The organism is Nocardia sp. CA-120079 (genome assembly GCF_050955745.1).
Classification (GTDB): Bacteria; Actinomycetota; Actinomycetes; order Mycobacteriales; family Mycobacteriaceae; genus Nocardia.
The window spans coordinates 140,919-166,110 of sequence record NZ_CP192088.1 but is presented as its reverse complement, the minus strand read 5'-3'; the positions used below and the strand labels follow the sequence as shown (position 1 = coordinate 166,110).

The window sequence follows — 25,192 nt, the reverse complement described above, 5'->3', positions numbered from 1 at the left end:
ACAGCGTCATTCGGTCCGGCGCGAAGAACTCGAGTTACCGTCCCCGACATGGACATCGCCCTCGACCCGCCCATGGCGGTGGTGCTCCAATACGTCGATGCCTTCAACAGCGGTGACTCGAAGGCGATGGCTGCGCTGTGCGCTGACCCGATGCAGATACTCGACGGTATGTCGCCGCATGTCTGGCAGGGACCGACAGCCAGCGAAGACTGGTGGACGGACGTGCGTAGGGAGGGCGAGCACGCAGGAGCCTCGGGCTACCACATAGCGCTCGGCGAACCACGCCACGTCGACGTCACCGGTGACCACGCGTATGTCGTTGTGCCCGCGACCATGACGGTCAATCTGCGGGGCAAGCAGATGACGCAAACCGGCTCACTCTTCACCGTCGCGCTCGGCAAGGTAGGGACACAGTGGCGGCTGACGGCCTGGGCTTGGGCAAAAGGTGCCTGACTGTCCGTTCCAGGTTGTGGTGGCTCGTTATGCTGCGGTTCGCCATTTGCAGTCGGACTGGTTTCAGCCAGATCGTCCAGGTCTGTGGCGAGTAACGCACCGATCATCGTAGCGCCGAGAAGGAGCAAACTCACCATGGTCCGCTCAGGCGATCAGATACACGGCTACCTTGTCGGCCAGATCAACTCCATGCTGCGCCGACTGGGTATGTTCGGCGGTGAGCCCGCGCTATGGACGACCTTCGACCACCTGTTCTACCTCGAAGACGACGACCGCGGTATCGACGACCTACGCCAATCTTGGCGCGACCGCAACGCTTTCACTCCCACCGGGCTCAAAGGCGCTCTGCAACGCCAACTTCCAGACAACACCATCGTCGAGGCCCTGTCATCGATGTACGCCGACGCCGCCCGCAACCGAGGCTGGCTCGAGTTGGACCGCATACTGACACGCGACGAGTACATCGAGCTGCGTGATGCGATCACACCATTCGCCGAACACGACCGCACCCTCACCGAAGTCGTCGACACCTTCGGCGAACCCAGCGTGCTGTTCGGGCGGATATACTCCTCGACCCCCGTACGGTCTGTGGCGAAGTCGGGCATGCGGCCGCAGACGAGATGACGCGTAAGCCCTGGTCGCCGCCAACCATTCGCCAACTTCACTCGAACTTCGCCACCTGATGAGCCCCCTGCAGCGCCGAAACCGACAGCGCCGCAGGGAAATAGCGCGGCCTGGAGGGGACCGCCAGGTGTTGCCCTACCCCCAGGCCGTGCTTACCACCCGAAACCCAGTACAGGACCGCCGAACTCCCACCACCGGCAATGAATTTGCGCTGATTCCGTTGTGACGATAGGTCTTAGTTGTCACCAGCCGTGGCCATCGACCATTGCATTCGGTGAGTGCCGCAGGCGGCAGTTGTCACCAATTACAGGTTGCTCCTGTCACCGCGGCGGGGCGAAGGACGCTGTCGCCTTCACCTCGAACATCCGGAAATCAGCGTAAGTCGTTTTGTGTCAAGCGGTTCGGTCGGTGCCGATGTGCGTGTAGGTCAACGATTCGGTCGTAGCGGTTTCGGTTCGGAAGCGTCGTCCTGACTGTGCACGCGTGATAGGGCTGTGGCACCGGTAGGCGATCGATCAGATCGCAAGCAATGCCACTGCGAGCGTGGCCAGGGCCAGCCCTGCGTATTGGGCGCGAGTGAGACGCTCGTGCAGGATAGTGATTCCCAGCAGTACCGGAATCACCGGGTACAGCGACGACAGGCAGATCGCGATGACGGCCAATTGGCGCTGGGCCGCACCGAGATACGCCACCAGTGCCAGGGCTGCGGTCGCCCCGGCGAAAGCGGCCAGGCCGATCGGCCGGAAGCTGGCCACGAACGTGGCTCGCGTCCGCAACACCAGGGGGACCAGCGCACACACGGCCGCAACCCGACCGGCCGCGACCGGCCAGAATCCCGAGACCGGGGCAACATGTGCCAGCGCTAGATACTGGACGGCGATACCGACACCGGCGACCAGCCCGTCGAAGACGGCAGTGCGTGACGTGGTGGAAGCGCCGCCGGGGGTGCGGGAAACCATCCAGAGCGCCGGCAGTGCTGCCCCGATCCCGATACCGGCCGCGAAGGTCGGCCGCTGTCCCTGCGCCAGGACACCGAACAACACCGGAAGGCCCATGCCCGTCACCGTGCTGACCGGCACCACCGTGCTCATGGTGCCGCGCCCCAGCCCGCGAAACAGCGCCGCCATTCCCACCGCGGTACCCACACCGGACAGCGCGCCCCAGGCCAGATCTGCCGCCCGCGGCACTCCGGTCCTGGTAACTGCCGCCAGGAGGACGGCTACCGTCAAGCCCGCCGCCTGCCCGATGATCGCGGTTGCAGCGAAATGTAATCGGCGCGAGGTGATTCCGCCGACATAATCGGACAGGCCGTACAGGACCGCGGAGGCCAGGGCAAGTAACCAGGCCATCACGCTCACCCGGACCGATCGCGCGCCGCCTGCCCGACAGGGCATACCTGTTCGTGTGTACATGCCTGCCGATCACAGAGCCTGCAGAGCAGGTTCGAGTCCGGCACCTGGCCGTAGATCGTGGTCAGCAGCCGACCGAGGATCCGGTTCAGATGCGCGCGGTCGTCGTCGCCCAGCCCGTCGACGAGGCTTTGCAGGCACTCGGTACGCGCCTGCAAAATCATCGCGGCGCTGCGGCGCCCGGCGGAGGTGAGCGCGACCGCGCGACCGCGCCCGATCTGGGTCCTGCGGATCAAGCCCGCGTTTTCCAGCGCGTCCAAGGCTCGGGTGGCGGCGGGTTGGGTCAATCCCAGGTGCCGGCCCAGCTCGCTGACCCCCACCGGCTCGAATTCGAGCAACACCACCAGCGCCGCCGACGCACTGGGGTTCAGCTTCGACCGCGCGGTGACCTCATGAATCATCTTGTCAGTGATCGCGAGCGCAGCGGCACCCAGTAGGTTTACCGAACCTGACCTATGCATAAAGCATGCATATCCGCTCGCCGGACAATGAAACAACCCAAGATGGCGGCCTCCTTGACTCACGACCCGTGCCCAGGGCATCTACAACACGATCAGGCCACACCTGACCATCGATGACCAGGTACCCAGCACAGCTTTCACCGGCTGCGAGCAGCTGAAAACCGCTCGATACGCGGTGTCGGTTTCGGAGCTGGGCCACACCCCGCCCTCGACATAGTCGACGATCTTGTCCCACCACGATGGTGTCCCCGAATCCCCGTCGTACAGTGCACGTTTCATCCGCTCCAAAGACCGCGGTGGAAACGCGATGTCATCGGGGCCGCCACCGATGACCGAGAGCTGGGTGGCGTTGGTCGAGCCATCCAGCCGGTAGCAGAATCATCCGTATTGAGCGGGGTCCCAGGTACGGGTCGGCTTGTTGGTGAAGATGAACCGCAATGCCTTGATCATGATGTCACCTCCTTCCTGGAGCTCGGTCGGGCGCGGACAGGGCTTTGTGGGGTACGCCGCAGGGTGAACGGCCTGGGGGTCGCGGCATTGGTCACGATCGGGCGGGTATCGCCGCCGCCGATGACGCGCAGAGAGGTGTTCTCGATGAGGATGGTGGCTGCATCGGTGACCAGATCGTGGGCGACCGCGGCGCCTGCGCAGGTGAACGGGCCGGAACTGAAGGGCACAAATGGGCCGTGTTCGCTCGGTCGAACCCAGCGGTCGGGTTGGAATGCCCCTGGTCTGGTCCAGTGTTTGTCGTCGTGATGGAGCAGATAGGGGCTGACCGACAGCAGGTCGCCGGTCTGGAAGGCGATCCCCCCGAACTCGGCGGGATAGGGGACGGCACGGCTGACCATCCAAGAGACCGGCCGGTGCCGCAGGGCCTCACGTACCACCCAGTCGACAGGCCAAGGCCATGGTGAGCCGGGAGAGTGGAGACTGCCCAGCAGCACCGACCACGCGAGCGAGTAGCCAAGCGGTCCCACAATGGACCGGAACATCAGCACATACAGTTGCGCCACCGTTGTATCGGCGACGCCGTCGGGACAGGCACCGATCACGGCATCGAGCAGATCGCGTGGTTCGGCTTCCGTAGCGCGGCCGCTGGCGCTGCGCCGGTCCCGGATCTGCTCGTTCAGCGCGGTGGACAGCTTGTTGCGCAGCAGCTGCGCCCGCGCCCGCTGCGCCATTCGGGCCGGGCGAAGCGCGCCCACGCGTGCATTTTTCTCCACCAACTGCCGCAACTCGGGAGAACCATCGGGGTGCAGCAACAGGTCCGCGGTGCACCGATACACCAGCTCGACCCCCGCTGCGGGCCAGCGGGTGACGGAGGGCATTTCGATGACCGCCGCCGCCAGGGAATCGCGATACTCGGGCGTATGCGTCCGCAGAAAAGCGCGCACCGCGCGGCCGAAATCGACCTGAGCAGACCGCGAAGGCAGCATAGAACCGAAAAACCCGGACTTCCCCGCATTGAAAGTGCGGTCACTCAACACCGTCAGCGCCAGACCCGTATCGCCGACACACCACCCGCCCCACGGCAGCCCGAACACCTCTACCGGGCTGGTCCGGCGCAGATTCTCGAGGAAACCCAACGGATCACGCCGGAACCGGCGCATTTCTGCAAAACCCATCGGACGGTCCTCTCATAGAGAGGGTGAAGCGATTCATCAGATGTTTTCGAGCGGATTTATCCACTGGCTGTGCGTACAAACGCAGATCAAGCGTAGCCGCGACCAATTTTAGAAGCGAGGCCGTGGAGGTCGACCACGATGCGAGTACACCGCCGGGGCCTATCGAACACTGTGCCAGCAGTGATACCGGTTCACGAGCACCCGCGACATCGTTTGCCACCGTCGTGGGCTCTGTCGCAGGTTTCGTGACGCGCCTGTTCGGCGTGTTGCCGCACGCGGGATGCGTCGAGGGGTAATAGTGGCGGGCGTGCGCTGGTGATCTTGCTCGGAAGTTGTTGCCGCACTTGACTGATTTGGTAATCATCGATGTCGATGAGGACGAATCCGCAGTGGTTATCGAGGCGGCTGTCGCTGCTCCGTCCGCTCGATGCCCGCGATGTGGAACTGATTCTGCGCGAGTGCACTCTCGTTATCGGCGTCGGTTGACCGATACACCGATCGCCAGTCGATCGGTTGTGGTGCGACTGTTGGTGCGTCGGTTCTTCTGCGTGAACATTGCCTGTGCGGCAAAGACATTCACCGAGCAGGTTGAGGGCTTGACGCGGAAGCGGTCGCGGCGGACGGACCAGCTGACATCGATGCTGACCGCGATCGGGTCGGCGCTGGCCGGTCGTGCCGGGACTCGGCTGGCGCGGCTGTTGGGGTTGTCGACCAGCCGGGATACGCTGCTGCGGTTGATTCGCGGATTACCGGATCCGCCGGTCGGTGCGGTGACGGTTCTGGGTGTCGATGATTTCGCGATCCGGCGTGGGCAGAGTTATGCAACAGTCCTTTTGGACATGGCCACCCATCGGCCGATCGACGTGCTGGCAGGCCGGGACGCCGACCCGCTTGCCGAGTGGCTGGCCGCGCACCCGCAAATCGAGGTCATTACTCGTGACCGAGCCGGTGCGTATGCCGAAGGCGCCCGACGCGGTGCACCGCAGGCCACCCAATGCGCAGATCGATGGCACCTGTGGCACAACCTCGGCCAAGCCGTGGAGAAGACCGTCATCGCGCACCGATCATGCCTGACCGCAGCGGTCGCCGCAAAACATGAGCCGATCGTCACCGCTAGCGAGATTACCTCTGCCACACCAACTTTGGTGACAGAATTCGGGCCCGAACCCGAAGATCGGCCTGGTCTGCTGCAAGAACGTGCCCGCGAACGGTTCGATGCCGTGAAACGGCTCCACGCCGAAGGCAAGGGGTTGCGCACGATCGCCGCAGAGCTCGGCATCGACCGGAAAACGGCGAGGCGCTACGCAGCTGCGACCAGTCCAGACGATGTCATCGCGGCCGCGGCATCGCGAGTGATGCTGCTGGATGAGTTCGTGCCGCACCTCCTCACACAATGGAACTCCGGTCGCACCGACATCGCCGTCTTGACCGCTGAGCTGCGCCGACTCGGCTATCGCGGCAGCCAGCGCACCGTCTACCGGTTCCTGCAGCCCTACCGGACCGGCCGGAAACCCGCCCGCCCCGCCGTAGTGAAGCCCGTGGCACCGAAGATCCGGACCGTGGTCGCGTGGATCATGCGCAACCCCGACAACCTGCCCGCCGATGATGCCGGAAAACTCTCCCGGATCCTGGACGCGTGCCCCGAGCTGGCTGCGACCCGCCGCCATGTCGGCGCCTTCGCTGTCATGATGCGTGACCTGCGCGGCGAGCGCCTCCATTGGATCGACCTGGTCCGCACCGACGATCTGCCCGCGCTACATTCGTTCACAACCGGTCTTAAACACGACTTCGCCGCAGTGACCGCCGGGCTCACCCTGCCGTTCAGCAATGGCGCTACCGAGGGCGCGGTTACGAGAATTAAGGCGCTCAAGAGGCAAATGTATGGTCGGGCCGGGCTCGATTTACTTCGAAAACGGGTCCTGCACCCGAACTGATCGTACCGGCCGAACACGAGCTGGCAGGATGAGCCGGGTGGCGACCATGCGACGACAGACCCCAGAATCCGAGCCCGGCCCGATGCGGATCCAACACACCCCCGGCATGGCACAGGAGACGATGCGCGAGCTGGCACCGTTCCTGGCCGAAGAGGGCATCGATGTCGACAACATCGACGTCCCCGACATGGAAACCCTCAACGCCGCGTTCGCCCGAGCAGTCGAGCGCCACAACATGATCCAATCCACCCCGGTCGGCGCCGCCCGCGACAACACCCTCGCCACCCTGCGCGCGGTGATCACGGCCCTGACCGACGGCGACGACGCTACAGCGACCGAGCTGCTCGACGCGATACCGCCCACCGCCACCAGCCCCGACGGAGCCATCGTGTCCGGCACCATCGGTGTCGGCGCCGGCCTGCTCGACGACTGGCTGTCCGGACGCCACCCGAATACACCGCAAGGGCTGGCCGCGGCCGTTCGCCTGCCCCGCGGCCACTGGACCGGCGAACGCGCAGCCACCGACCTGCTCGCCCTGGCCCGCAAGCACCGCGCCTTCACCAAACAAGATGCCGTCATCGCCAGCCAGGGCGGCCTGCACGTCCTCTACGGTGTCGCCCTCGCCCTCGCCGGAACCATCAGCACCTGGGCGAAACTCACCGACATCCCGACTCACGAACTCGCCAACACTCATATCGCCTGAGCATCAGCGCGTTTCACGAAACCTGCGACAGAGCCCCGTCGTGGGACCACCGACAGCGGAACAGAAGTGGAACAGGTTATTGCGCTGTCGATTGGCGAAGGCTTCGTTCCCGAACGACCGATACGCGGCTATTATCGTGCGTTGCTGTAGGGACGTGATATCGGGACTTCGCTTACGGCCAGATCAGGTTCTGGCCCTTCAGGAATCGAGAAAGTCGACGAGCAGCGGCACCAGCGTCGCCGGACGGTCGAGGGGGATGATGTGACCACAATCCTCGATCAAGTGCCCGGTCAGGGTGTCGGCGACCGGACGCAGTTGGTTTTCGAGTGTGGTTCCGACCGGATGGGATCCGATGGCCATCGTCGGTACGGTGAGCCGGGCGGTGTCGACAGCCCGCCGGATCTGCTCAGCGCTGGTGGGCATCGCCCGATAGTAGGAGAAAGCGCACCGCAGGGAATCAGTGCCGGTGTAGGCGGCGACGAAGGCATCGCGGGTTGGTGCGGGGATGCCGCGACCCTGGGTACCGGTCGCCAGAAACCAGTCGAGGTAATCGGATTCGTTTCCGGCAAGGACCTTTTCGGCAAGACCCGGCACGGCGTGAAACCCGAACCACCAGGGCGGCCCACCGGCCAGAAAGGTTTCGGCACCGGGCAGCGTGCCCAGCAGCGATTCCATGAGCACCAGCCGGTTGACTCGATCGGGCCGCCGCATCGCCAGTAGGAACGCCGGGGGAGCACCGGCGTCGATCGCGACGACGGACGCGCTGGTTTCACCCAGGGCGTCGAGCAGCCCCTCGGCGTCGGTGGCAAGCGTGCCCGCGTCGTAGCCGCCCTGTGCTCGTGTGCTGGCGCCGAGGCCGCGCAGGTCCGGCGCGATCACCCGATGACGTTGCGCGAGTGGGCCCATCACCTCGCGCCATAGCTGCCAGGTGTGCGGAAAGCCGTGCAGCAGCAGGACTGCCGGTCCGGTGCCCGCGATCGCCACGTTCGCGTTGATCCCGTTGGTTGCCACCATCCGCACTGTGAGATCTGGCAGTTCGTGAGACATTCGATCCTCCGCTATCTGGTTACCGATAGTTACCAGCTGACCGTAGGTAACCTGAGGTAGCCTGCCAAGACGGCACTTTTGATACAGGTGGTGAGCTCCAGGTGACTACCCGAACCAGCACAGGCCAGCGCGGGGATCTGTTCGCTCCGGACTGCCCGACCCGTCGGCTGCTGGATCGGCTCGGCACCAAATGGGTGTCCATGGTGGTGAAACTGCTCGCCGAGGCCGCGCCCGGCGAGGTGCGCTTCGCCGAACTGCAGCGTCGGATGCCCGGCGTATCGCAGAAGATGCTGTCGGTGACTCTGCAAAGCCTGTCCCGCGACGGGCTGGTCGCCCGCCGCGTCGAACCCACCGTTCCCCCGCGCGTTCACTATCGCCTTACCGATCTCGGGCTCTCCCTGGAAAATCCGCTGGCCGCGCTGCGGGCGTGGGCGGAGGAGCACATGGCCGAGATCGACGCCGCCGCAAAACCTGAGGACCACGCATGACCCTCAGGTCGATCCCGGCGATAGCCATGAAGATTCCCGCGGTGTGTGGCGGCGTTACGTGGCAGGTCGAAGACGAGACGGCGCACCTAGCGGCCCTCGCTCGGGTCGACTAGGCGAATGATCCGCTAATCGGTCACCTCAACCCGATTACACGCTGCTGGGCTCATCCCCATCACCGCTATGCAGGGACCACGAAGGCACCGACCGAACCGCTTGACACGAAACGACTTACGCTGATCTCCGGACGTTCAGTTTGCCGGCGCCGTTATCTGTCGGCATAACGCATCTGGAACATGTTCTCCCAGCGGATCACCTGCTGTCGGTGGTCCCACGACTGGCAACGCGGACGGTGGCAAACGACAGCGACCGCCGGCAAACGGTCATTGAGGTCTAACGGCGCAAACCCGATCCGCCTCTGCGAGGGTTCCCGTTGCCAGGCGCGCGTACATGAACATGTCGCGGCGTCGATCGCCGACCTTCTGCCACGATCTGAGGAGCCCTTCGCATTCGAAACCGGCTCTCTCCGCAGTGCGGATCGAAGCGCGGTTCCAAGGTTCCACATATAGCTGGAGCCGTGGGATATGCAGCTCTTCCAGCGCCCAGGTAGCCATTGCCGCCAGAGCATGCGCGGCGACGCCATGGCCGCGGGCAGAGCGGACCACCCAGTAGCCGAGCGATGCGCGGCCTTCGTCGATGTCCTTCAACCACAGGTCGATACTTCCCAGTGGTGTGTTGTCCCGTCGCCGGACGATCACCATCGGGTATCCGGTTCGATCGGTCGCTCGTTGCAACTGGCGTTCGACAAACCGCGTTGCGGCCTCGCGCGAGAAGGTCGCCGGCACCGTGGTTATCGGAATCAGGTCGTCGGCAGAGGCTTCCCTGACAAGCTCGAGGTCTGCCGCAGACAACGACCACGGGCGCAGTTCCAAGTCTGCGGTGGCTCTCAGATGCGGTACTTGCAGGGCATCGTCCATGGTCAGCCTCCCCACAATATGCACAGGATATCGGCCCGGTGTCACCACTACCACTTCCATTTCCGAGGACCGCAGCCACACGCCGACCCCCGCAATTCGATCGTCACCGGCAGGCATCGGCAGGTTCATCGCGCGATAAGAGGACGGCGCCGAGCCGGAAAGCTGGGCAGGTCGGCGACTACCCGTCCCGAACGGAGCACCGAACTCCTCGGGCTGAAAGAGCGCTACTTCGATCCGGCGAACGTCACCTCGCCCGGCGAAGAAGTCGCCAATGGTATCGGCGCATGGATATCAATAGGGTCGTCGGCTCGTCCACACGCGCGAACGCTCGTAGAAACGATCCGGCATCGGGCGGCGGCGGCCTCGATAGGCGGGGCCGAGAATGTGAGTAGTGTCGCTGGCGTGAAAGACACCGGACTGGTCGGAGTGCAGAAGACCGTCAGTCCCGTCCTCAGGGCCAAAGCATTGGACAACCGGCTGTCGGACCCGATCCTCGGCGATAAATACGCCGAGCAGACGATGCGCCGCCTCGACCCCGCCTACGACAAACGCAGATTCGGAACCAGCCAGATGGGCCTCGCCGCCGTCGTACGCGCCAAGGCCCACGACGACTGGGCCCGAAGCTTTCTCGCCGATCACCCCGACGCGGTGGTGCTGCATCTGGGCTGCGGCCTCGACGCCCGCGTGTACCGGATCGACCCGCCCGCCACTATCGACTGGTACGACCTGGACTACCCCTCCATTATCGAACTGCGCCAACAATTCCTGCCGCCGCGAGAGCACTACACCCTGATCGGCTCCAGCGTTACCGACCTGACCTGGCTGGAGCGTATCCCTCGTGGGCAGCCCGTGCTGATGATCGCCGAGGGGCTGGTGCCCTACCTGACCGAGGCCGACGTCCGGCGGCTGCTGACCAGCATCGTCGACGACTTCCCCACCGGCCAGATACAGTTCGACACGGTGCCGGTCTGGGCGTGGCGCACCTCGAAATGGGACCCCACCCTGCGCAAATACGACACCCAATTCCACTGCGGCTTCAACGATCCGGCCGCGCTGGCCGATTGGCACCCGCGCCTCGAATACGTCGACGAGGCACCGATGAACGACTCACCGGTGCTGATGGCCAAAGCACCCGCGAACGCGCGCCGCATGTTCCGCCTCCTGAATCTGCTGCCGGGCATGAAACGGTCCACCCGCATCGTGCGCTTCCGGTTCTAACGCACCGACGGTCAGTACAGGCTGGATAGCAAAGAAGCTCGTTGCTTCTGAATCACCCCACCCACACCTACACGACCTTCGACGAAGAGCCACCGATGAGCGCCGCCACCGAAATCATTGCCCGCGCGATCATCCGCGATGGCGGTCGGCTACTCGTGGCACGCGAACGCGGCAAAACCTGGACCTTCCTCCCCGGCGGACATGTCGAACCCGGCGAACCCGTCGAATCCGCACTCATCCGCGAACTCGCCGAAGAACTCGGAACCGCAGGCAGGATCACCGGCCTCGCCGGTGTAATCGAGCACGGGTACACCGATCACGGCAACACACACCACGAACTCAATCTCATCTTCGAAGCAGAACTCGACGGCACACCGGCCAGCCAAGAAGACCACCTCGAATTCGACTGGCTCCCAATAGACCAGATCGACACCACAGACCTACGCCCCGGTGCCCTCAAAGCTGTGATTGCCAGCGGCACAAGATCGTTCTGGCACAGCTGGAACAACGACAAATAAAGCGGCCGCGTTCCGCAGCCCCCGATCCGACGAGGAGGAGCCACGGCATTACGACGCCACACGCAGCGGATGCAAGCAGCGGCGGACTGCATCGAATCCCGCGACGAATCGCCCACTCCCGAAGAGGCATCGTGGACCGACCTCCACGACCTACTCACGTGAAATGACCTGAGCCACATCGTCTGTCGATCAGGTGACAGCCTTGCCCCATGGACGGCCGGTTCTACCTCGTGCACTTCACCACCACCGATACCGAGATCCGCACCCGTTTCGGTACCGTCTGTCACCTCCAGTCCCCCGAAGGCTGGACCGTCATCCGCGCTGGTCACGCCGGGTGGCGCGGCTGCTTTTCGGTATCGCTGGTCGGGTGGGGCCGGGTGAGTCGGATCATGGCGCGGTAGAGAGCCTGCGGTTGCGGCGGCGGGGGTAGCGGGGGCAGTTCTGTGCCGGGCGTGGCAAAGGACTGCAGCATGTAGCCGACCAGGCGTTGCCATGCGTCGGGGGCGGCGTCGCCGGTGGCGGCGACGACGCCGGCGTTGGCCATCAACAGGATCACCATGTCCCGGTCGGAGAATTCTGGGCGCAGATGTCCGCTGGCCTGGGCGCGGGTGATGACTTCGAGTAAGCCGTTGTAAGCCTGGGCGCGGCGGGCTTCAAGGGGTTTGGCGGTGGGGAAGGTCATGGTGAGCACATCGGCGAACCCGCGGTCGGCGGCCTGCATCGCGCAGACCGCGTGGACGTAGCCGGCGAACCCACGCCAGGGATCAGCGTCGGCCAGGGCTGTGTCGACCGCGGCAGCGTAGGCGTCCATGCGGTCGGCGAACACCGCGGTGATCAAGTCCTCGCGGGTGGCGAAGCGCCGCGACAAGGTCGCCTTGCCGACCCCGGCCTCGCGGGCGACCGCGGCCATCGACACCCCTAGGCCCTCGCGGGCGAACAGGATCCGGGCCGCGGCCAGGATGCGTTCGCGGTTGCGTTCGGCATCGGCGCGCAGTTCGCGCTGCTCATCGGATTCGGCCGGGGGTTCAGCGGATGTCACGGCCACCACTCTACCCAAGTGGAACACCCTACCCAGTTCCGTGGTTATACTTCCCGAGCGAACCGGGAAGACCGTTCCACTTATTGCTGCAACCGCCGGACCAGCGCCGACCTGTCAGGAAAGCCGCTGGATCCATCATTCGAATCAAGGAGTTCTGCCGTGAACGTCGCCCTGTGGATCGTGGCCGGGGTCCTGGCCGTCATGTTCGGGATGGCCGGGGTGATGAAGGCCACCCAGCCCAAGGACACACTCGCCGAGAAGCTGCCGTGGGTCGCCGACGTCTCGGTGGGCACGCTGCGCCTGATCGGTGTCTCGGAGGCGCTGGGCGCGCTCGGGTTGGTCCTGCCGGCATGGACAGGCATCGCCCCGATCCTGACTCCGATCGCCGCGGTCGGCCTGGCCGTGATCATGGCCCTGGCCATCGTCACCCATGCCCGCCGCAAAGAACCGTCGGCGATCGTGTTCAACCTCGTGCTGCTGGCCGCCGCGGTGTTCGTGGCATGGGGACGATTCGGCCCCTACAGCTTCTGACCACCCGCTTGTTCCATGACTACAAGGAGATGACTTCGATATGAAGGTCACCGTGTTCGGCGCCACCGGCGGTATCGGCCGCTTCGTCGTCGCCCAACTGCTGGCGGCCGGCCACCACGTCACCGCCGTGGTCCGTAACCCCGCCAAACTCACCCTCACCTATCCCGATCTCGCGGTGGTCACCGCCGAGCTCACCGACACCACCGCGGTAACCGAGGCGGTCACCGGCGCGGACGCGGTGATCAGCGCCCTGGGCCCCTCGCTGAAACGCTCCGACACCGGCCGTCCCGTCACCGACGCCACGAAGACAATTGTGGCCGCCATGCAGGCCGCGGGGGTGTCGCGGTTCATCGGTTTGGCGACCCCGTCGCTGGCCGACCCGCGCGACAAGCCCCACTGGAAACACAAGGTCCTGCCGGTGATGGCACGGCTCGCCTTCCCCAACGCCTTGATCGAGCTGGAGAACATGACCGCCGCGGTCACCGGCTCAGGCCTGGACTACACCATCGCCCGCATCACCGCGCCGAAGGACAAACCCGCCACCGGCCACATCCGGTCCGGTTTCCTCGGCCACCACCGGATCGGCTCCACGATGAGCCGCGCCGATATCGCCGCGTTCCTCATCACCCAGCTCACCGACACCCGCTACCACCGGGCCATGCCCGCCATCAGCAACTGACCCGAAACCCAGACTCCCGGAGAGTGTGACTCGCAGCATTCAGTGGCGGTGTTTTTGCAGTGCCGGATGGCTGATGCTGAGCGCTCGACGATATGCAGCGTTAGGGCGCATCGGGCCTCTGGTTCATGCTTATCGACCTCAGCATCCGACGTTCGCCAGCGTCGTCGGGAGGTGAGCAATCCACGAATCCGTGACGCCGATACAGCCGGATCGCAGCTTGGTTGTCGGTCTTGACCGACAACCCGACTTCTCGGTCGTGTGCCCAGTGCAGGACAGCGCTGACAGCCGCGTCTCCGACACCTCGGCCGCGTGCGAACGGTGCGACCCACATCGACACGAGTTCGACCCGGTCGGCATCGGCAAGGTAGGCACCGACCATGCCTGCAGGGATCCCGCGCCACCAAACGATCACATTGAACGGAAAGTCGGTCAGCCGCGCACGCCACCGCACCTCCGTATCGCCAGCACCGCTCCAATCGGCGAGTGTCGAGCCGAACGCTGCCGGTGCATCTGTCAATGCCTCCCGACGAAGCCGACGCCACATCCGCCAGTCCTCAGGATGAAGGACCCGCACCTCTATCACGCCGCCCCCTCGGGTTGTCATGTCTGCTCGGACCGCCGTACATATCTGCCGAACTTCCGACGATATCCAGCACACCGACGGTGCGACCAACGAATACCTGCAGTGGCATCGCAGTCGTGCAGCCGAACGTCGGCTCGTCGGCGCCTACAAGACGATTCCGTGATCAGGGAACAAGTGTGACGGCAGGGCTGGTCACAGCGTCCGCAATCCCGGGATCGCGGCTACCCGTCGTCGCCGTCATCACTCGAGTCGTATTCGTCGACATCGAGCTCAGCTCGCGTCGACAGCAGGAAGTCCAGAACCGCCAGATCTGTGGCCGGTGGGCGCTGTCGCTGCGGTCGCGGCTGGTGATGCCTGCTGGGTGGCCGCGAACTACGGTGTCACCGGCCAAGGCTGAGATCCGCTGGTATCGGCGAACTACGACGTCGCTGATGCGCGTGGACGTCCGAGGAGCTGGTCACTGTCCGACGTCATCGGCCACTGGTGTGGGAGCGCGGCCACATGATGGCTATACCGCCTACGCCGGCGCTGCCTTCTCCAGGTCGTCGATGGTGCCGGACATGATCGTGCGGACGTTCGCATTGATGTGCTCGATCGGCCAGTCCCACCAGGCGAGGGCCAGCAGGCGATCGATGTCGTCCGCGCTGTAGCGATAGCGGATGAGTTCGGCCGGATTGCCGCCGACGATGCCGTAGTCCGGGACGTCGGCAGTCACCACGGAGCCGGCGCCGACGATCGCGCCGTGGCCGATCCGTACGCCGGGCATCACCGTGACGCTGTATCCGATCCAGACATCGTTGCCAACCACGGTGTCACCGCGATTCGGCAGGTCCATGAGCAGATCGACATGCTGCGACCACGCGCCGCCCATGGTGGGGAACGGGAAGGTCGACGGTCCGTCCATACGGTGGTTGGCGCTGTTCATGATGAACCGCGCGCCCGTGGCCAAGGCGCAGAACTTGCCGATGATCAGCTTCTCCGGACCGTAGTGGTATAGGACATTGCGGGTTTCGAAGGTGGTGGGGTCGTCCGGGTCGTCGTAGTAGGAGTACTCGCCGACCTCGATCAGCGGCGAGGTGACCAGGGGTTTGAGCAGTACCACGCGCGGCTGTCCGGGCATCGGATGCAGCACGGTGGGTGCGGTGACCGGGAGCTGTTCGGGCATGCGGAATCCGTTCTGTCAGTGAGTGATCGAATGTTGTGGTCGATGATCGAAATCAGGCCGAGGCCAGTGCGCGCATATCGAGCCGGGCACCACGCCAGCGGTCTCGGAGCCGGCGATCGTGGCTGACTACCACCAGCGCACCTCGATAGCCGGCCAGGGCGGCTTCCAACTCCTCGACGAGTCCGGGCGAGAGGTGGTTGGTTGGCTCGTCCAGGAGCAACAGCTCCGATGGTTCACTGACCAGTCGTGCCAGTTCGAGCCGCTGCCGCTGCCCGGTGGACAGATTCTCCACCCGGTTCGTGACCTGGGCGCGTGTGAACAGACCCAGCGACAGCAGGCGTTCGGTGTGATCGCCGGGCTGCCCCGAACGGCCCTGAGCGAAGGCGGACAGCAAGGTCTGACCGGGTACAGGGGGACGCGGTTCTTGAGCGAGATAACCGACTCGGCCGCGCCGGATCACTGTGCCGCAGTCGGGCGTGAGCTCGTCTGCCAGCACCCGCAACAGAGTGGACTTGCCCGCACCGTTCGGGCCGGTGATCAGCAGCCGTTCTCCCGCGGACACCCGCACACTCGTGGGTGCGAGCCTGCCGTCCACCGCGATATCGGTGACATCCAGGACGACCCCCTGCGCGCGTGCCGCCGGGGGAACCGCCTTGAACTGCAACGGTTCCGGCGGTGGCGGTACCGGATCGGCCAGTAACCGCCGCAGGCGTTCCTCGGCATTGCGTACCCGGCCCGCCAGCGACTGCTGCACGCGGCCACCTGCCCGGTCGTAGGCCATCTTGTTGTTGTCCTTCATCGCGCGCCCCGGCGCGACCCGCCGTGCCGTGGTGGCGATGGTTTCGCGCAGTTGGTCGGCTTCGTCCTGCCAGCGCCGATGGGCCTGAGCCCAGCGTTGCCGCGCGGCATCACGTTCGGCGAGGTAGCCGCTGTATCCGTTGCCGTGGCGCACGACGCATCGACGATCGGAATCCACTTCGAGCAGCGTGGTTGCTACCCGCTCGAGGAAGGTGCGGTCGTGGGAGACGGTGACGGTTGTGCCGCGCCGAGTCCGCAGATGGTCCTCCAACCAGGTCAGCGCGTCGTCGTCGAGATGGTTGGTCGGCTCGTCCAGCAGCAGCACCTCGGGTGCCGCGGCGAGCAGGGCTGCCATGCGCAGACGGACCTGTTCCCCGCCGGACAGTCCACCGACCGCTCGATCACGCGGAACCACCCCCAGCCCGAGACCGTGCAGGGCTCGCTCCACGCGAGCATCGGCATCGTAACCGCCGCGCAGCTCGAAAACCGTTGCCAGTTCGGCATATTCGCCCAGGTGCGACTCGTCGCCGGTAGACATCGCCATTTCGAGACGGCGCATTCGATCCTCGATCCGGCGCAGCTCGTGCAACGACCGGTCGACGATCTGCTGGACGCTCAGGTGCGCGGGGAGTTGCTCGTCCTGAGCGAGATAGCCGACGCCGCCTTCGGCGTGCACGACGATCTCACCCTGATCGGGCTGCTCGCATCCGGCGAACAGGCGCAGCAGCGTGCTCTTACCGGACCCGTTCTCCCCGATGATCCCGGTGCGGTCACCCGCGCCGAGCGAGCAGGTGACCGCATCGAGAACCGTGCGGCCGTTGAAGGACTTGCTGACCGCGAGCGCGGTGATCTGAGTGGGCACGAACTACCTCCGAAGCATTCGAGGACGACACGGTCAGGGGCGACCGCTGAGCCTGGTGAACACTTCGAATGAGCATTGGCGACCTCACTAGTGCGACGAATGTTGCGTTAGGATGATCGCACATGATGTCCCGCCGAGCAACCGGATAAGTCCCATGTCCCGTGTCACAGAGAGCGCCGCCCCACCGCGGTCACGCCCGCGCCCGGGCGGCCGCACGGCCCGCATTCGCGCCCAGGTCCTCGCGGCCGTTGAGGCGGAACTGACCGAAAACGGCTACGACGCAATGACCGTCGACACGGTCGCCGCCCGCGCGGGCGTGCACCGCACCACCGTGTATCGCCGCTGGCGCGATGTCGGTGGCCTGATCGCCGATGTGTTCGCCGCCGCACGCGATCTGGATTGGCATCCACCTAACACCGGTTCACTTGGCGATGATCTCGCGGAATTGAACCGCGAGATCCAGGATTCGTTCACCGAGGAATCGTCGATCGCGATGGCACTGATCGCGGTATCTTTTCGCTCGGAGGACGCGGCCCGAGCACTGCGGCAACTGTGGGAGGATCGCTATACGCAGTGCGAGATCGTCGTGGAGCGTGCGATCGAGCGCGGTGAGATCCCGACCGAAACCGATACGCGCGCACTGCTTGTCGCGGCTACGGCGCCGGTGTATCACCAGTTGGTGCTGTTGCGCACTCCCGCCGACGCCGGTTTTCCGGAGCGTGCGGCCGCGGCGGCGGTGCTGGCCGCACAGGCCGGTGCTTTCCAATCGCTGATGGCGGACGCTAATACCGTTGGAACGCGCAGCGAATAGAAGACCCCGGGCGGTCCGACGCACTGAAACCCCGGTTCCCGATCGACATCGGTCCGGCTCCCCAACCACCGCTGTCGGTCACCAGCGAAGTCGAAACGCCACGGACCGCACCCGAGACAGAGCCATGCGCATAATCCCCGCCTGGCCGCCGAGCCCAACATCGCGCCAACAACCTGACAGGAACCCGACACCATCCTCTGCCACCCATCCGACGCACTCCTGCTCAGGCCTCGTCGCCTGCGTCAGATCAACTGGCAAAGGACACAATTGATCTGGTGTGTGGTCTCGCCGATGAGCTGCGCTATGTCGGGTATGGACAGATTGTCGCGGTCGGTTTCTGCCGATCGGTGACGCAACCCGGGGTGCAGCACTGAGCTAGAGCCTCATTTCGAGGGGGCTAGGTCAGCAGGGATCGGTGCTGGGATTCAAGCCCGTGACGCGGGTGACGCTGTCGGCGAACGTGCTACGTCTTCTTCAATCCGTCCAACGCCCTGCGAGCTTGGCTTTCGGCGATCCCGGCGAGCTCGTCCCGGTTCACCGGGCGCTCGCCCTTCGCGCGCAGGACAGCGACTTCCACTCGCACCGAAACATTGCTGTCCTGCACGCCCACGATATAGGTCATCCCGTTGCCGGTGTCCGTGCTCGCGGTATGCCAGTAACCCTGAGCGCCGATTCCGGTGACCTCGCCCCAGGCCCGCCCCGATCCGGTGGCGGTGGTGTCGGTCTGTTTCCAACGGTCGTAAGCGGGGGCGTCGGCGCCGGTGATCTGCGCCTGCAGGCCGATGCCGGCTTCATCGACGGTGGCATCGTCGGGGACGGTCGAGGGGCTGGTGTAGCGCAGGGCGCAGTACAGGTTGCCGCCGTCGGAGTTATTCGGCGGGAATTCCTGATGCACAGGGGCTTCCCGCGGGGTGGACGACCACCGATGCAACGGCGTGGGATCGACAAGATCACACGCGTTGGTGATCCCACTCATCGAATAGATTCCCGGCGCCGGTTCCCGGAGGGATGTCGTCGTGGCCGCAGTGGACGAGGCCGAGGTGTTGGACCGGTTCGGGGCAGCGGCGGACCCGCTGTCTCTCTTGCCGACCACGACACCGATCACCACACCGAGACCTAGCACCACCACCAGCCCGAGCACACCGGCAACGATCAGACCCGTTCTGCCGCTGCCGGTTCGCGGCGGATACGGTGGCCGCCCGTATCCCGGACCAGGTTGGCCGTATGCGGTAACGGGCTGACCGGGGGCAGCCTCGAGCGCAGGCGGGTACATGCCCAAGTCCGGAATGCCCCAGCCGCCAACTCGCGGATCGGGTTGTCGCACAGCAGGATCGGCGCCCTCTGGCGTCGGCCGATCCTCAGGTCCATGCTGGGAATCGGTCATCCCTATAGCCCCTCCGGTTGCGCAACGGTCTCCCCGTCGACCTCAACTCCGCCCCGATCGTATCCAGCCACCATCGCTCGTCCGCACCGTTCCACTCGAGTCACCGGTCGCTACTTCTCTCGCAGACCGTCCAGTGTCCTGCGGACCTGGGACCTGGCGATCGAATCGAGTTCGTCCCGCCGCACCGCGGGCGAACCCTGCTCACGCGTGAGGGAGATCTGCACCCGCACCGAAACATTGCCGTCCTGGACACACACGACATAGGCCATGTTCGCGACGAGGTCTCCTCTGACTTCGGAGTACCAGTAGCCCTGATTGCCGATTCCGGTGACCGCACCAGACGCCGACTCCGCTGCAGGTGTGGCGACATCGGCGTGCTTCCAATGGTCGTAATAGGGAGGCGCCGCACCGTTGGTGAATTCGGCCTCGACGCTCATACCGGCCTTGTTCATGGGGAACTCACCAGCGCTCGCGCTGGTATATCCGGCATCGCACTTCAGCCCGCCGCTCTCGTAGGCGGTCGGCCGCGTTTCCCTATGCTCGGGAACACCTTTCGGCGTAGGCGACCACTTGGTCAACGACGTGGGATCGACAAGATCGCAGGCATTGGTGACCGCATTCATCGAATAGGTGCTGGTTTTCCCAGTAGCCGAGGCTCCGGCGGAGTCACTGCTCCTGTCGCCCCGGCCGACGACGATACCGATCGCCACACCGACCCCCAGCATCACCACCAGCCCGAGAACACCCGCGATGACGAGAACCGTTCTGCCGCCTCCAGTCGATGGTGGCTGATACGACAGTGTCGGCCCATATCCCCGGCCAGGTGGCCCGTCAGGCATGACCCAGCCACCTGTCGGCGGATCCGGATGCCGCGCAGCGGAATCGACACCGCCCGGCACAAGCGGCCGACCGTCAAGTCCGCGCTTGGAATCGGTCATCCCTGTAGCCCTTCGATTCCGCAACGGGCTCCCCCGTCGCCCCGCAACACAGAGCCGATCGTATTCCCGCCACCATCGTCACGAGCAGCAATGGTCGCTGCCACTCCCGGCACGTCGGCTTCCTGGGCAGAGGATCTCGTGGATGACGCGCCAGGTCGGCATCCACCGCTGACAGGTGCGGCCCCAGATTGCCTCCAAAACGACGCGAGCGGCCATCGAGGGCCAGTGGTTCGGCGATGTCGGGGGAGCGAGTCTGGCTGGCCATGCCCGGAAAGTCGTGTGCACAGATGTCGGAAGTCATCTACACGAGCGGTGAGTGGATTGTGTCAGGAGCCTGATCCGGTGCCGAGGGCCCGCAGCGCGGCGTCGCGGATCTCCCGCCGGGCCGCGTCGTCGAGTAGGCCCGCGTTCTCCTGCAGCGCGGGTATGACGGTCTGAGCGACGGCGAAGGCGGCCCGGGCGCGAACACGGTCGACTGGCGTTGCCGTCGGGCCGGCGAGCAGATCGATGATCCGCCGGCACGCGGCATCGGCGGCGTGTCGCGGGATGAGGTCGACCACCGAAGGGTCGGTCGCGAATGCGACGAACAAGGCGCCGGTTTCGGCCGCGCCGTCGATGTAGTCGGCGAGGATCTGCGCTGGGCTCAGCCGCTGCGACTCGGCTCGCTCGATCAGCCGGGCTACGGCCGTGAACGGCGATTCCAGCAGTTCGGCGGTGATGCTCTCCTTCGTCTTGAAGTGGTAGAAGACCGCCGCCTTGCTGATGCCCGCCGCCGCAGCGATGTCGGCGATCGAGGTCGCGGCGTATCCCTTGCGCAGGAACAGTTCCCGGGCTGCGGCCAGGATCTCGTCACGACGGCCTGCGGTCACCGGGCGCTCGCCGCCATTGCCAGGACGATCTTGCCCTGGGCGTGCCCGCGTTCGGCGCGCTCGTGCGCACTGCGGGCGTCCTCCAGCGGGTAGACGCTGTCGATGGCGACCGTGAGCGTGCCGGCGTCGAACAGTTTGTTCAGCTCGCGCAGGTCCGCCCCGCTGGACTGCACCTGTCCGCCGACTCGCGCGATACCGCGCCGCGAAAGCTCTTCGGGCGGATAGAACCCCAGCGTGATGGGAACCAGACGGCCACCGTCGACAATGACCGACAGCCAGCGTGCGGAATCGACTCCCCCGACGCTGCCGACACAGTCGATCACGACATCCACCGTGCCGACGGCCCCGATCGGGTCTGCGGCGGTGTAGTCGACGAAAGTCTCGATCCCCAACTCGCGCAGGAACTTTTCGTGTCGACCCGACGCGACTGCGACAACCTCGGCACCGTGCAGCCGCGCCAGCTGCACTGCGAAATGACCGACCCCGCCCGCAGCGCCGACGACAAGCACACGCTCTCCCGACGCAACCGCGCCGTGCCGGTGGATCTGCTGCCAGGCGGTCAGCGCCGCCATCGGCACGGCCGCCGCCTCGATGTGGCTGAGCCGGTGCGGTTTCGGCGCCAGGTCGGCGACCGGCACGTTCACATACTCCGCGTGTGTGCGGCCTGGGCCGCGACCGTCGAACGGCGGGAAGCGCACAAGACCATAGACCTGGTCCCCCACAGACAACTCGGCAACGTCCGCGCCTACAGCAACGACTTGACCGGAGACGTCCGCGCCGGGAATGGACGGGCGCGCAATCGGAGGCCGGTACTGCGGCGGCAGGTCCGCGAACCCGCTCCGGCCGCGCAGGTCTGCGGGATTCACCCCGGCCGCATGCACCTCGAGCAACACCTCGCCATTTCCCGGGGTCGGCCGGTCGATCTCTTCCACCCGCACCACCTCGGGACCACCCGAGGTGAATACCACCACGGCCCGCATCGTCGTCATGCCAACCACAACCTTCCCACCCACGCCCTGACCGATCGGTCAGGACTCTCATTGTGTAGCATCCTGACCGATCGGTCAAGCAGCCCCGTTCGCTTTGACACACCGAAACCACAGTTCAGCGGTGAACGCGACTTCGAACATTCACAACTGGGTTCAGCTGGTGCTTCGGATGATGTCGTCGGCCACGGTCGGGCTGGCCGACTCGTTGCCGTGGTTGCTGCGGTGTGGGCGGGTGCGTATCGCGAAGGCCGTGATGCCTATCGCGGCTGCGGCGACGGCCCAGGCCAGGGCACGGCAGGGCAAGGTAGCGGTACGGTACGAGGCTCAGCTCGACGGAGGTGACCGCGGCTTGGGGCAGGGCACTGGATGGATTCCGCTCGACCGCTGGATATCACCGGCGCGCTGATCCAACTGCTCGGCATCGCCGTTTTGATGCGCCGTGCTCGCGCACGCGCTGCCGTGGTGTCCTTCGCGTAGAGAAGGTTATTCAACGGTCGCGCTTTGTGCGATCTGTGTAAGTCGTTCCCAGGCCGGCGATGTGATTCCGATTGATTCGCTCACCAGGCGAACAAGTTTCGGGTCCAGCGCCGGGATTGTCCGGCCTGCTCCAGTGGACCTGGCGGTCAGCCACTGCCGGGTGCGGTCGGCGAGATCGACCAGGCGCGGGTCGTCGGGGGGCCAGTCGAAGGCCGCGTCGTAATCGAGGTAGATGGCCCGGAATTGCGGATCGTCGATGGCGTCGAGCTTGTCGGCGATCCACTCGGACGCCTGTTCCGGGGCGACCGATTGCAACAGAATCCAGATGTCGCGTTCCATCCGCACCGCCCGTTCGCTTACCCCGAGGTGTTGCAGGCGGTCGAGGTACTCGGCAACGTCGGTGGAGACGAATAGACGGTCGCCGCAACCCAATTCGGCGATCTGCTCGCGGGTCCGGCGGATCTCTTCGGCGCGTTCTGCGAGCATGCAGTCTATTTCGGCGATCGCCGCCGCGAACTCCTCGGAGTTCGCGGCCAGTAACTCCTTGACGCGCGCCAGGGGCACACCGGCCCGTGCCAGTGTCTTGATCTTGACCAGATCGACGGCGTCTTCGGCACCGTAGCGGCGATAGCCGGAGCAGTCGCGCGCCGGCTCCGGGAGCAGCCCGCGCTCGTGGTAGACGCGCACGGCCTTGATCGTCACGCCCGCATACCGTGCGAGCTGCCCGATCGTGATCATGCGCGTCTCCCTTCGCTGATGCGCCGAGGCGCGTGGCACATCATCGCACCCGGGCGAACAACCGGCCGGCGAGATCGATTCCGGTCAGGGCGCCGGATTCGTCACGGGTGAAGAACCCGCGTTGTCCTTGCAGACCGCCGTCGGTGACGATGTACTCGTCCGCGTCGCCGGGCAACAGGCCGAGGACAGCCGGTGGCAGGTCGGGCGGCATTTCGGTGTCCGCGGCGGCACGGATCTCCGGTTTGATGGCACAACCGATCGTCAACACTGCCCCGTCGGCGTCGAGGGTGAGTCGCATCATCTCGTTCTCGTAGTACCCGGCGATCTCCGCCGCCCGCCCCGCGTCGTAGGGCAGCGGTTCCGGGTCGGGTTCGAGCACGCCGAGGTAGTGTTCGAGCACCCAGTTCACCAGGGTCCGGTTGAACGCGAGGCCGGCATCCGGGCCCGCGTTCGACGTCACGGCAACCGCGAAGTTCCGCTCGGGCACTATGAGGAGGTCAGCGAACTGACCATTGCCCGACCCGCCGTGCCCGATGGTCGCGACACCATCCACTTCACGCAGAAACCAGCAGATGCCGAATGCGTCACCCAAGGTGCTGCCGCGCAGTTCTACGGTTTGTTCTCGCATCCGGTGCAGCACTCCGGTAGGCAGAATGCGCTTGCCGCCCTCGGTCCGGCCGTCGCCGAGATGGAACCGCGCCCAGCGCAGCAGATCACTCACCGAGGTCGCCACACCGCCGCCGGGATTGTTGGAACGGTTGTCCTTCCACTGCCGGGCCACCGCGAGCACACCGTTCCCATCGACGTTGTGGCCCACCGCGAATCGCCGAGTCATCACGTCGTTGATCGCGTAACAGCTGTGCGCCAGCCCGAGCGGTTCGAACAACAGCGACGTGACGGCCCGCTCGAAGCTCGATCCAGTGACGTTCTCGATGATCCGGCCGGCCAGGTTGAATGCCGCCTGGCTATAGGACGCCCGCGCTCCCGGTTCCGCGATCAACGGCGACTCGGCAAGTTTCGCCGCGTGCCGCGCCAACGCATCGTCTCCTTCGCCGGTGTCGACGCCGAGCTTCCATTCCAGCCCGGCCGTATGGTTGAGCAGCCGCAATACGGTGATCTCGTCCGCGACCGCATCGCTGGGCGCGAATTCGGGGACATACCGCCGCACCGGCGCGTCCAACTCCACCCGCCCCTCGGCGACCAGCCGCATCAACGCGGTCGCGGTGAACGTCTTGCTAACCGACCCGACCACGAACATCGTGTCCCGGTCCACCGCAAGCGGATTGTCGATACTCGTCACCCCGTGGCACGCGAAGTCTTCTCGACCATCGGCCGACACCCCGACGGCCACACCCGGCAGGCCCAACTTCTCGGCCGTGGCCGCTACGAATTCCGACAGTTGCTGCGTTACCTCGTTCATGCCACCATGCTCGAACCCTGCCCCAGGGGCAAGGTCAAGCCCTCAGCGGAAACTCGCCGACCGCAAGACCCATCGGATCCGGATTCCACTGCCCCTCGGGGTATCTCATCAACGAACGTTCGCGAGATACCCTCGGCGCTTGCGGCGCAGTGCTTTTGGGCGGTGCGGTCGGGGTTGTCGCAGTATTTGCGCGGTGCGCCCGGTCTGCCGCTGGCCGGGACGGCGGCCTCGCATGCGCCCCCGTTGTCCAACGGGCTCCCGTCGGGGTGCCGGTGGTGATGGTGTGTGGGTTGACGGCTTTCAGCATCATGGACGTTTCATTCCATTCCGACACTGCGGTGATGAAAAGAATCCTGGTGGGCAGGTGGAGTGCTCGGGGTGTGGCTGCGTTAGGCGACGGTGCGCAGCATCGCGGCGCGGGCGCGGGGGAGCCTGTTGGCGATGATCTGTGCGGC

Annotated in this window: 28 protein-coding genes; 12 read left to right on the top strand and 16 right to left on the bottom strand. The window is 65.4% G+C overall.

The annotated features are described in order from the left end of the window. The first annotated feature begins 48 nt into the window (after positions 1-48). Positions 49-453, top strand: a complete 405-nt coding sequence (locus ACQPYR_RS00825) for a nuclear transport factor 2 family protein (RefSeq protein ID WP_433626396.1) — start codon at positions 49-51, stop codon at positions 451-453. A 135-nt stretch (positions 454-588) separates the two neighbouring features. Beyond that, positions 589-1,077: a hypothetical protein gene (locus ACQPYR_RS00820; protein ID WP_433626394.1), complete on the top strand. Its 489-nt coding sequence runs from the start codon at positions 589-591 to the stop codon at positions 1,075-1,077. 515 nt (positions 1,078-1,592) lie between these two features. Here the strand turns inward: ACQPYR_RS00820 and ACQPYR_RS00815 are convergent. The 4 genes from ACQPYR_RS00815 to ACQPYR_RS00800 form a co-directional block, all read right to left on the bottom strand. Continuing rightward, entirely contained in the window at positions 1,593-2,426 is an 834-nt protein-coding gene (locus ACQPYR_RS00815) for an EamA family transporter (protein WP_433626391.1), read from the bottom strand. A gap of 5 nt (positions 2,427-2,431) precedes the next feature. After that, complete coding sequence (locus ACQPYR_RS00810) at positions 2,432-3,028, bottom strand: MarR family winged helix-turn-helix transcriptional regulator (protein ID WP_433626388.1); 597 nt, start codon at positions 3,026-3,028, stop codon at positions 2,432-2,434. Beyond that, the gene (locus ACQPYR_RS00805; protein ID WP_433626385.1) at positions 3,029-3,226 is read right to left on the bottom strand and encodes a hypothetical protein; all 198 of its coding nucleotides are present in this window, start codon (positions 3,224-3,226) and stop codon (positions 3,029-3,031) included. Positions 3,227-3,393: 167 nt separating this feature from the next. Continuing rightward, on the bottom strand, positions 3,394-4,572 hold the full coding sequence (locus ACQPYR_RS00800; RefSeq protein WP_433626382.1) for a cytochrome P450: 1,179 nt from the start codon (positions 4,570-4,572) through the stop codon (positions 3,394-3,396). A gap of 332 nt (positions 4,573-4,904) precedes the next feature. On the opposite strand from ACQPYR_RS00800, the gene ACQPYR_RS00795 reads away from it, so the two are divergent. Together ACQPYR_RS00795 and ACQPYR_RS00790 are read left to right on the top strand one after the other, a co-directional pair. Beyond that, a complete protein-coding gene (locus ACQPYR_RS00795; protein ID WP_433626380.1) occupies positions 4,905-6,506 on the top strand; it encodes an ISL3 family transposase in 1,602 nt (533 codons plus the stop codon). A gap of 46 nt (positions 6,507-6,552) precedes the next feature. Then, the gene (locus tag ACQPYR_RS00790; RefSeq protein WP_433626377.1) at positions 6,553-7,209 is read left to right on the top strand and encodes a hypothetical protein; all 657 of its coding nucleotides are present in this window, start codon (positions 6,553-6,555) and stop codon (positions 7,207-7,209) included. 198 nt (positions 7,210-7,407) lie between these two features. On the opposite strand, the gene ACQPYR_RS00785 is transcribed toward ACQPYR_RS00790, so the two are convergent. Next, positions 7,408-8,256 carry an alpha/beta fold hydrolase gene (locus ACQPYR_RS00785; RefSeq protein WP_433626375.1) on the bottom strand — a complete coding sequence of 283 codons (849 nt, stop codon included), beginning with the start codon at positions 8,254-8,256 and terminating at the stop codon, positions 7,408-7,410. A gap of 101 nt (positions 8,257-8,357) precedes the next feature. On the opposite strand from ACQPYR_RS00785, the gene ACQPYR_RS00780 reads away from it, so the two are divergent. Then, positions 8,358-8,744: a winged helix-turn-helix transcriptional regulator gene (locus ACQPYR_RS00780; RefSeq protein WP_433626373.1), complete on the top strand. Its 387-nt coding sequence runs from the start codon at positions 8,358-8,360 to the stop codon at positions 8,742-8,744. Between the two features lie 380 nt (positions 8,745-9,124). Here ACQPYR_RS00780 and ACQPYR_RS00775 read toward each other — a convergent pair whose 3' ends face one another. Beyond that, positions 9,125-9,847: a GNAT family N-acetyltransferase gene (locus ACQPYR_RS00775; protein ID WP_433626370.1), complete on the bottom strand. Its 723-nt coding sequence runs from the start codon at positions 9,845-9,847 to the stop codon at positions 9,125-9,127. Positions 9,848-10,120: 273 nt separating this feature from the next. On the opposite strand from ACQPYR_RS00775, the gene ACQPYR_RS00770 reads away from it, so the two are divergent. Then, positions 10,121-10,936: a class I SAM-dependent methyltransferase gene (locus ACQPYR_RS00770; protein WP_433626367.1), complete on the top strand. Its 816-nt coding sequence runs from the start codon at positions 10,121-10,123 to the stop codon at positions 10,934-10,936. A 41-nt stretch (positions 10,937-10,977) separates the two neighbouring features. Continuing rightward, positions 10,978-11,454, top strand: coding sequence for an NUDIX domain-containing protein (locus tag ACQPYR_RS00765; RefSeq protein WP_433626365.1), 477 nt, complete (start codon positions 10,978-10,980; stop codon positions 11,452-11,454). A gap of 325 nt (positions 11,455-11,779) precedes the next feature. Here the strand turns inward: ACQPYR_RS00765 and ACQPYR_RS00760 are convergent, their stop codons facing one another. Continuing rightward, positions 11,780-12,493 carry a TetR/AcrR family transcriptional regulator gene (locus ACQPYR_RS00760; RefSeq protein ID WP_433626362.1) on the bottom strand — a complete coding sequence of 238 codons (714 nt, stop codon included), beginning with the start codon at positions 12,491-12,493 and terminating at the stop codon, positions 11,780-11,782. A 159-nt stretch (positions 12,494-12,652) separates the two neighbouring features. Between ACQPYR_RS00760 and ACQPYR_RS00755 the strand changes: the two genes are divergently transcribed. Both ACQPYR_RS00755 and ACQPYR_RS00750 read left to right on the top strand, forming a co-directional pair. Continuing rightward, the gene (locus ACQPYR_RS00755) at positions 12,653-13,024 is read left to right on the top strand and encodes a DoxX family protein (RefSeq protein WP_433626360.1); all 372 of its coding nucleotides are present in this window, start codon (positions 12,653-12,655) and stop codon (positions 13,022-13,024) included. A gap of 40 nt (positions 13,025-13,064) precedes the next feature. After that, complete coding sequence (locus ACQPYR_RS00750; protein WP_433626357.1) at positions 13,065-13,703, top strand: NAD(P)-dependent oxidoreductase; 639 nt, start codon at positions 13,065-13,067, stop codon at positions 13,701-13,703. 100 nt (positions 13,704-13,803) lie between these two features. On the opposite strand, the gene ACQPYR_RS00745 is transcribed toward ACQPYR_RS00750, so the two are convergent. Next, positions 13,804-14,247: a GNAT family N-acetyltransferase gene (locus tag ACQPYR_RS00745; protein WP_433626355.1), complete on the bottom strand. Its 444-nt coding sequence runs from the start codon at positions 14,245-14,247 to the stop codon at positions 13,804-13,806. Positions 14,248-14,305: 58 nt separating this feature from the next. Between ACQPYR_RS00745 and ACQPYR_RS00740 the strand changes: the two genes are divergently transcribed. Then, positions 14,306-14,449, top strand: a complete 144-nt coding sequence (locus tag ACQPYR_RS00740) for a hypothetical protein (RefSeq protein ID WP_433626352.1) — start codon at positions 14,306-14,308, stop codon at positions 14,447-14,449. 354 nt (positions 14,450-14,803) lie between these two features. On the opposite strand, the gene ACQPYR_RS00735 is transcribed toward ACQPYR_RS00740, so the two are convergent. After that, entirely contained in the window at positions 14,804-15,451 is a 648-nt protein-coding gene (locus ACQPYR_RS00735; RefSeq protein ID WP_433626350.1) for a CatB-related O-acetyltransferase, read from the bottom strand. Positions 15,452-15,503: 52 nt separating this feature from the next. Beyond that, a complete protein-coding gene (gene abc-f, locus ACQPYR_RS00730; protein ID WP_433626347.1) occupies positions 15,504-17,111 on the bottom strand; it encodes a ribosomal protection-like ABC-F family protein in 1,608 nt (535 codons plus the stop codon). A 154-nt stretch (positions 17,112-17,265) separates the two neighbouring features. On the opposite strand from abc-f, the gene ACQPYR_RS00725 reads away from it, so the two are divergent. Continuing rightward, positions 17,266-17,922, top strand: a complete 657-nt coding sequence (locus ACQPYR_RS00725) for a TetR/AcrR family transcriptional regulator (protein ID WP_433626345.1) — start codon at positions 17,266-17,268, stop codon at positions 17,920-17,922. Positions 17,923-18,385: 463 nt separating this feature from the next. Here the strand turns inward: ACQPYR_RS00725 and ACQPYR_RS00720 are convergent, their stop codons facing one another. The 4 genes from ACQPYR_RS00720 to ACQPYR_RS00705 all read right to left on the bottom strand — a co-directional run bounded on the left by ACQPYR_RS00720 (position 18,386) and on the right by ACQPYR_RS00705 (position 22,102). Beyond that, positions 18,386-19,306, bottom strand: coding sequence for a hypothetical protein (locus ACQPYR_RS00720; RefSeq protein WP_433626343.1), 921 nt, complete (start codon positions 19,304-19,306; stop codon positions 18,386-18,388). A gap of 110 nt (positions 19,307-19,416) precedes the next feature. After that, on the bottom strand, positions 19,417-20,244 hold the full coding sequence (locus ACQPYR_RS00715; protein ID WP_433626341.1) for a hypothetical protein: 828 nt from the start codon (positions 20,242-20,244) through the stop codon (positions 19,417-19,419). Between the two features lie 326 nt (positions 20,245-20,570). Further along, positions 20,571-21,113, bottom strand: a complete 543-nt coding sequence (locus ACQPYR_RS00710) for a TetR family transcriptional regulator (RefSeq protein WP_433626338.1) — start codon at positions 21,111-21,113, stop codon at positions 20,571-20,573. Beyond that, positions 21,110-22,102, bottom strand: coding sequence for an NADP-dependent oxidoreductase (locus tag ACQPYR_RS00705; protein ID WP_433626335.1), 993 nt, complete (start codon positions 22,100-22,102; stop codon positions 21,110-21,112). The genes ACQPYR_RS00710 and ACQPYR_RS00705 overlap by 4 nt, the downstream gene beginning before the upstream one ends. A gap of 121 nt (positions 22,103-22,223) precedes the next feature. Here ACQPYR_RS00705 and ACQPYR_RS00700 point away from each other — a divergent pair, with 121 nt between their 5' ends. Continuing rightward, positions 22,224-22,508 carry a hypothetical protein gene (locus tag ACQPYR_RS00700; RefSeq protein WP_433626333.1) on the top strand — a complete coding sequence of 95 codons (285 nt, stop codon included), beginning with the start codon at positions 22,224-22,226 and terminating at the stop codon, positions 22,506-22,508. 77 nt (positions 22,509-22,585) lie between these two features. On the opposite strand, the gene ACQPYR_RS00695 is transcribed toward ACQPYR_RS00700, so the two are convergent. Beyond that, positions 22,586-23,317, bottom strand: a complete 732-nt coding sequence (locus tag ACQPYR_RS00695) for a MerR family transcriptional regulator (RefSeq protein ID WP_433626330.1) — start codon at positions 23,315-23,317, stop codon at positions 22,586-22,588. 40 nt (positions 23,318-23,357) lie between these two features. Further along, complete coding sequence (locus ACQPYR_RS00690; protein ID WP_433626327.1) at positions 23,358-24,737, bottom strand: serine hydrolase domain-containing protein; 1,380 nt, start codon at positions 24,735-24,737, stop codon at positions 23,358-23,360. Between the last annotated feature and the right edge of the window lie 455 nt (positions 24,738-25,192).

Bases quoted from the DNA above. Each gene is read 5' to 3' on its own strand.
- ACQPYR_RS00825 (WP_433626396.1), top strand. From the start codon at position 49: ATGGACATCGCCCTCGACCCGCCCATGGCGGTGGTGCTCCAATACGTC.
- ACQPYR_RS00820 (WP_433626394.1), top strand. From the start codon at position 589: ATGGTCCGCTCAGGCGATCAGATACACGGCTACCTTGTCGGCCAGATC.
- ACQPYR_RS00815 (WP_433626391.1), bottom strand. From the start codon at position 2,426: ATGGCCTGGTTACTTGCCCTGGCCTCCGCGGTCCTGTACGGCCTGTCC.
- ACQPYR_RS00810 (WP_433626388.1), bottom strand. From the start codon at position 3,028: ATGCCCTGGGCACGGGTCGTGAGTCAAGGAGGCCGCCATCTTGGGTTG.
- ACQPYR_RS00805 (WP_433626385.1), bottom strand. From the start codon at position 3,226: ATGAAACGTGCACTGTACGACGGGGATTCGGGGACACCATCGTGGTGG.
- ACQPYR_RS00800 (WP_433626382.1), bottom strand. From the start codon at position 4,572: ATGGGTTTTGCAGAAATGCGCCGGTTCCGGCGTGATCCGTTGGGTTTC.
- ACQPYR_RS00790 (WP_433626377.1), top strand. From the start codon at position 6,553: ATGCGACGACAGACCCCAGAATCCGAGCCCGGCCCGATGCGGATCCAA.
- ACQPYR_RS00785 (WP_433626375.1), bottom strand. From the start codon at position 8,256: ATGTCTCACGAACTGCCAGATCTCACAGTGCGGATGGTGGCAACCAAC.
- ACQPYR_RS00775 (WP_433626370.1), bottom strand. From the start codon at position 9,847: ATGAACCTGCCGATGCCTGCCGGTGACGATCGAATTGCGGGGGTCGGC.
- ACQPYR_RS00750 (WP_433626357.1), top strand. From the start codon at position 13,065: ATGAAGGTCACCGTGTTCGGCGCCACCGGCGGTATCGGCCGCTTCGTC.
- ACQPYR_RS00745 (WP_433626355.1), bottom strand. From the start codon at position 14,247: ATGTGGCGTCGGCTTCGTCGGGAGGCATTGACAGATGCACCGGCAGCG.
- ACQPYR_RS00740 (WP_433626352.1), top strand. From the start codon at position 14,306: ATGTCTGCTCGGACCGCCGTACATATCTGCCGAACTTCCGACGATATC.
- ACQPYR_RS00735 (WP_433626350.1), bottom strand. From the start codon at position 15,451: ATGCCCGAACAGCTCCCGGTCACCGCACCCACCGTGCTGCATCCGATG.
- ACQPYR_RS00725 (WP_433626345.1), top strand. From the start codon at position 17,266: ATGTCCCGTGTCACAGAGAGCGCCGCCCCACCGCGGTCACGCCCGCGC.
- ACQPYR_RS00720 (WP_433626343.1), bottom strand. From the start codon at position 19,306: ATGACCGATTCCCAGCATGGACCTGAGGATCGGCCGACGCCAGAGGGC.
- ACQPYR_RS00715 (WP_433626341.1), bottom strand. From the start codon at position 20,244: ATGACCGATTCCAAGCGCGGACTTGACGGTCGGCCGCTTGTGCCGGGC.
- ACQPYR_RS00705 (WP_433626335.1), bottom strand. From the start codon at position 22,102: ATGACGACGATGCGGGCCGTGGTGGTATTCACCTCGGGTGGTCCCGAG.
- ACQPYR_RS00695 (WP_433626330.1), bottom strand. From the start codon at position 23,317: ATGATCACGATCGGGCAGCTCGCACGGTATGCGGGCGTGACGATCAAG.
- ACQPYR_RS00690 (WP_433626327.1), bottom strand. From the start codon at position 24,737: ATGAACGAGGTAACGCAGCAACTGTCGGAATTCGTAGCGGCCACGGCC.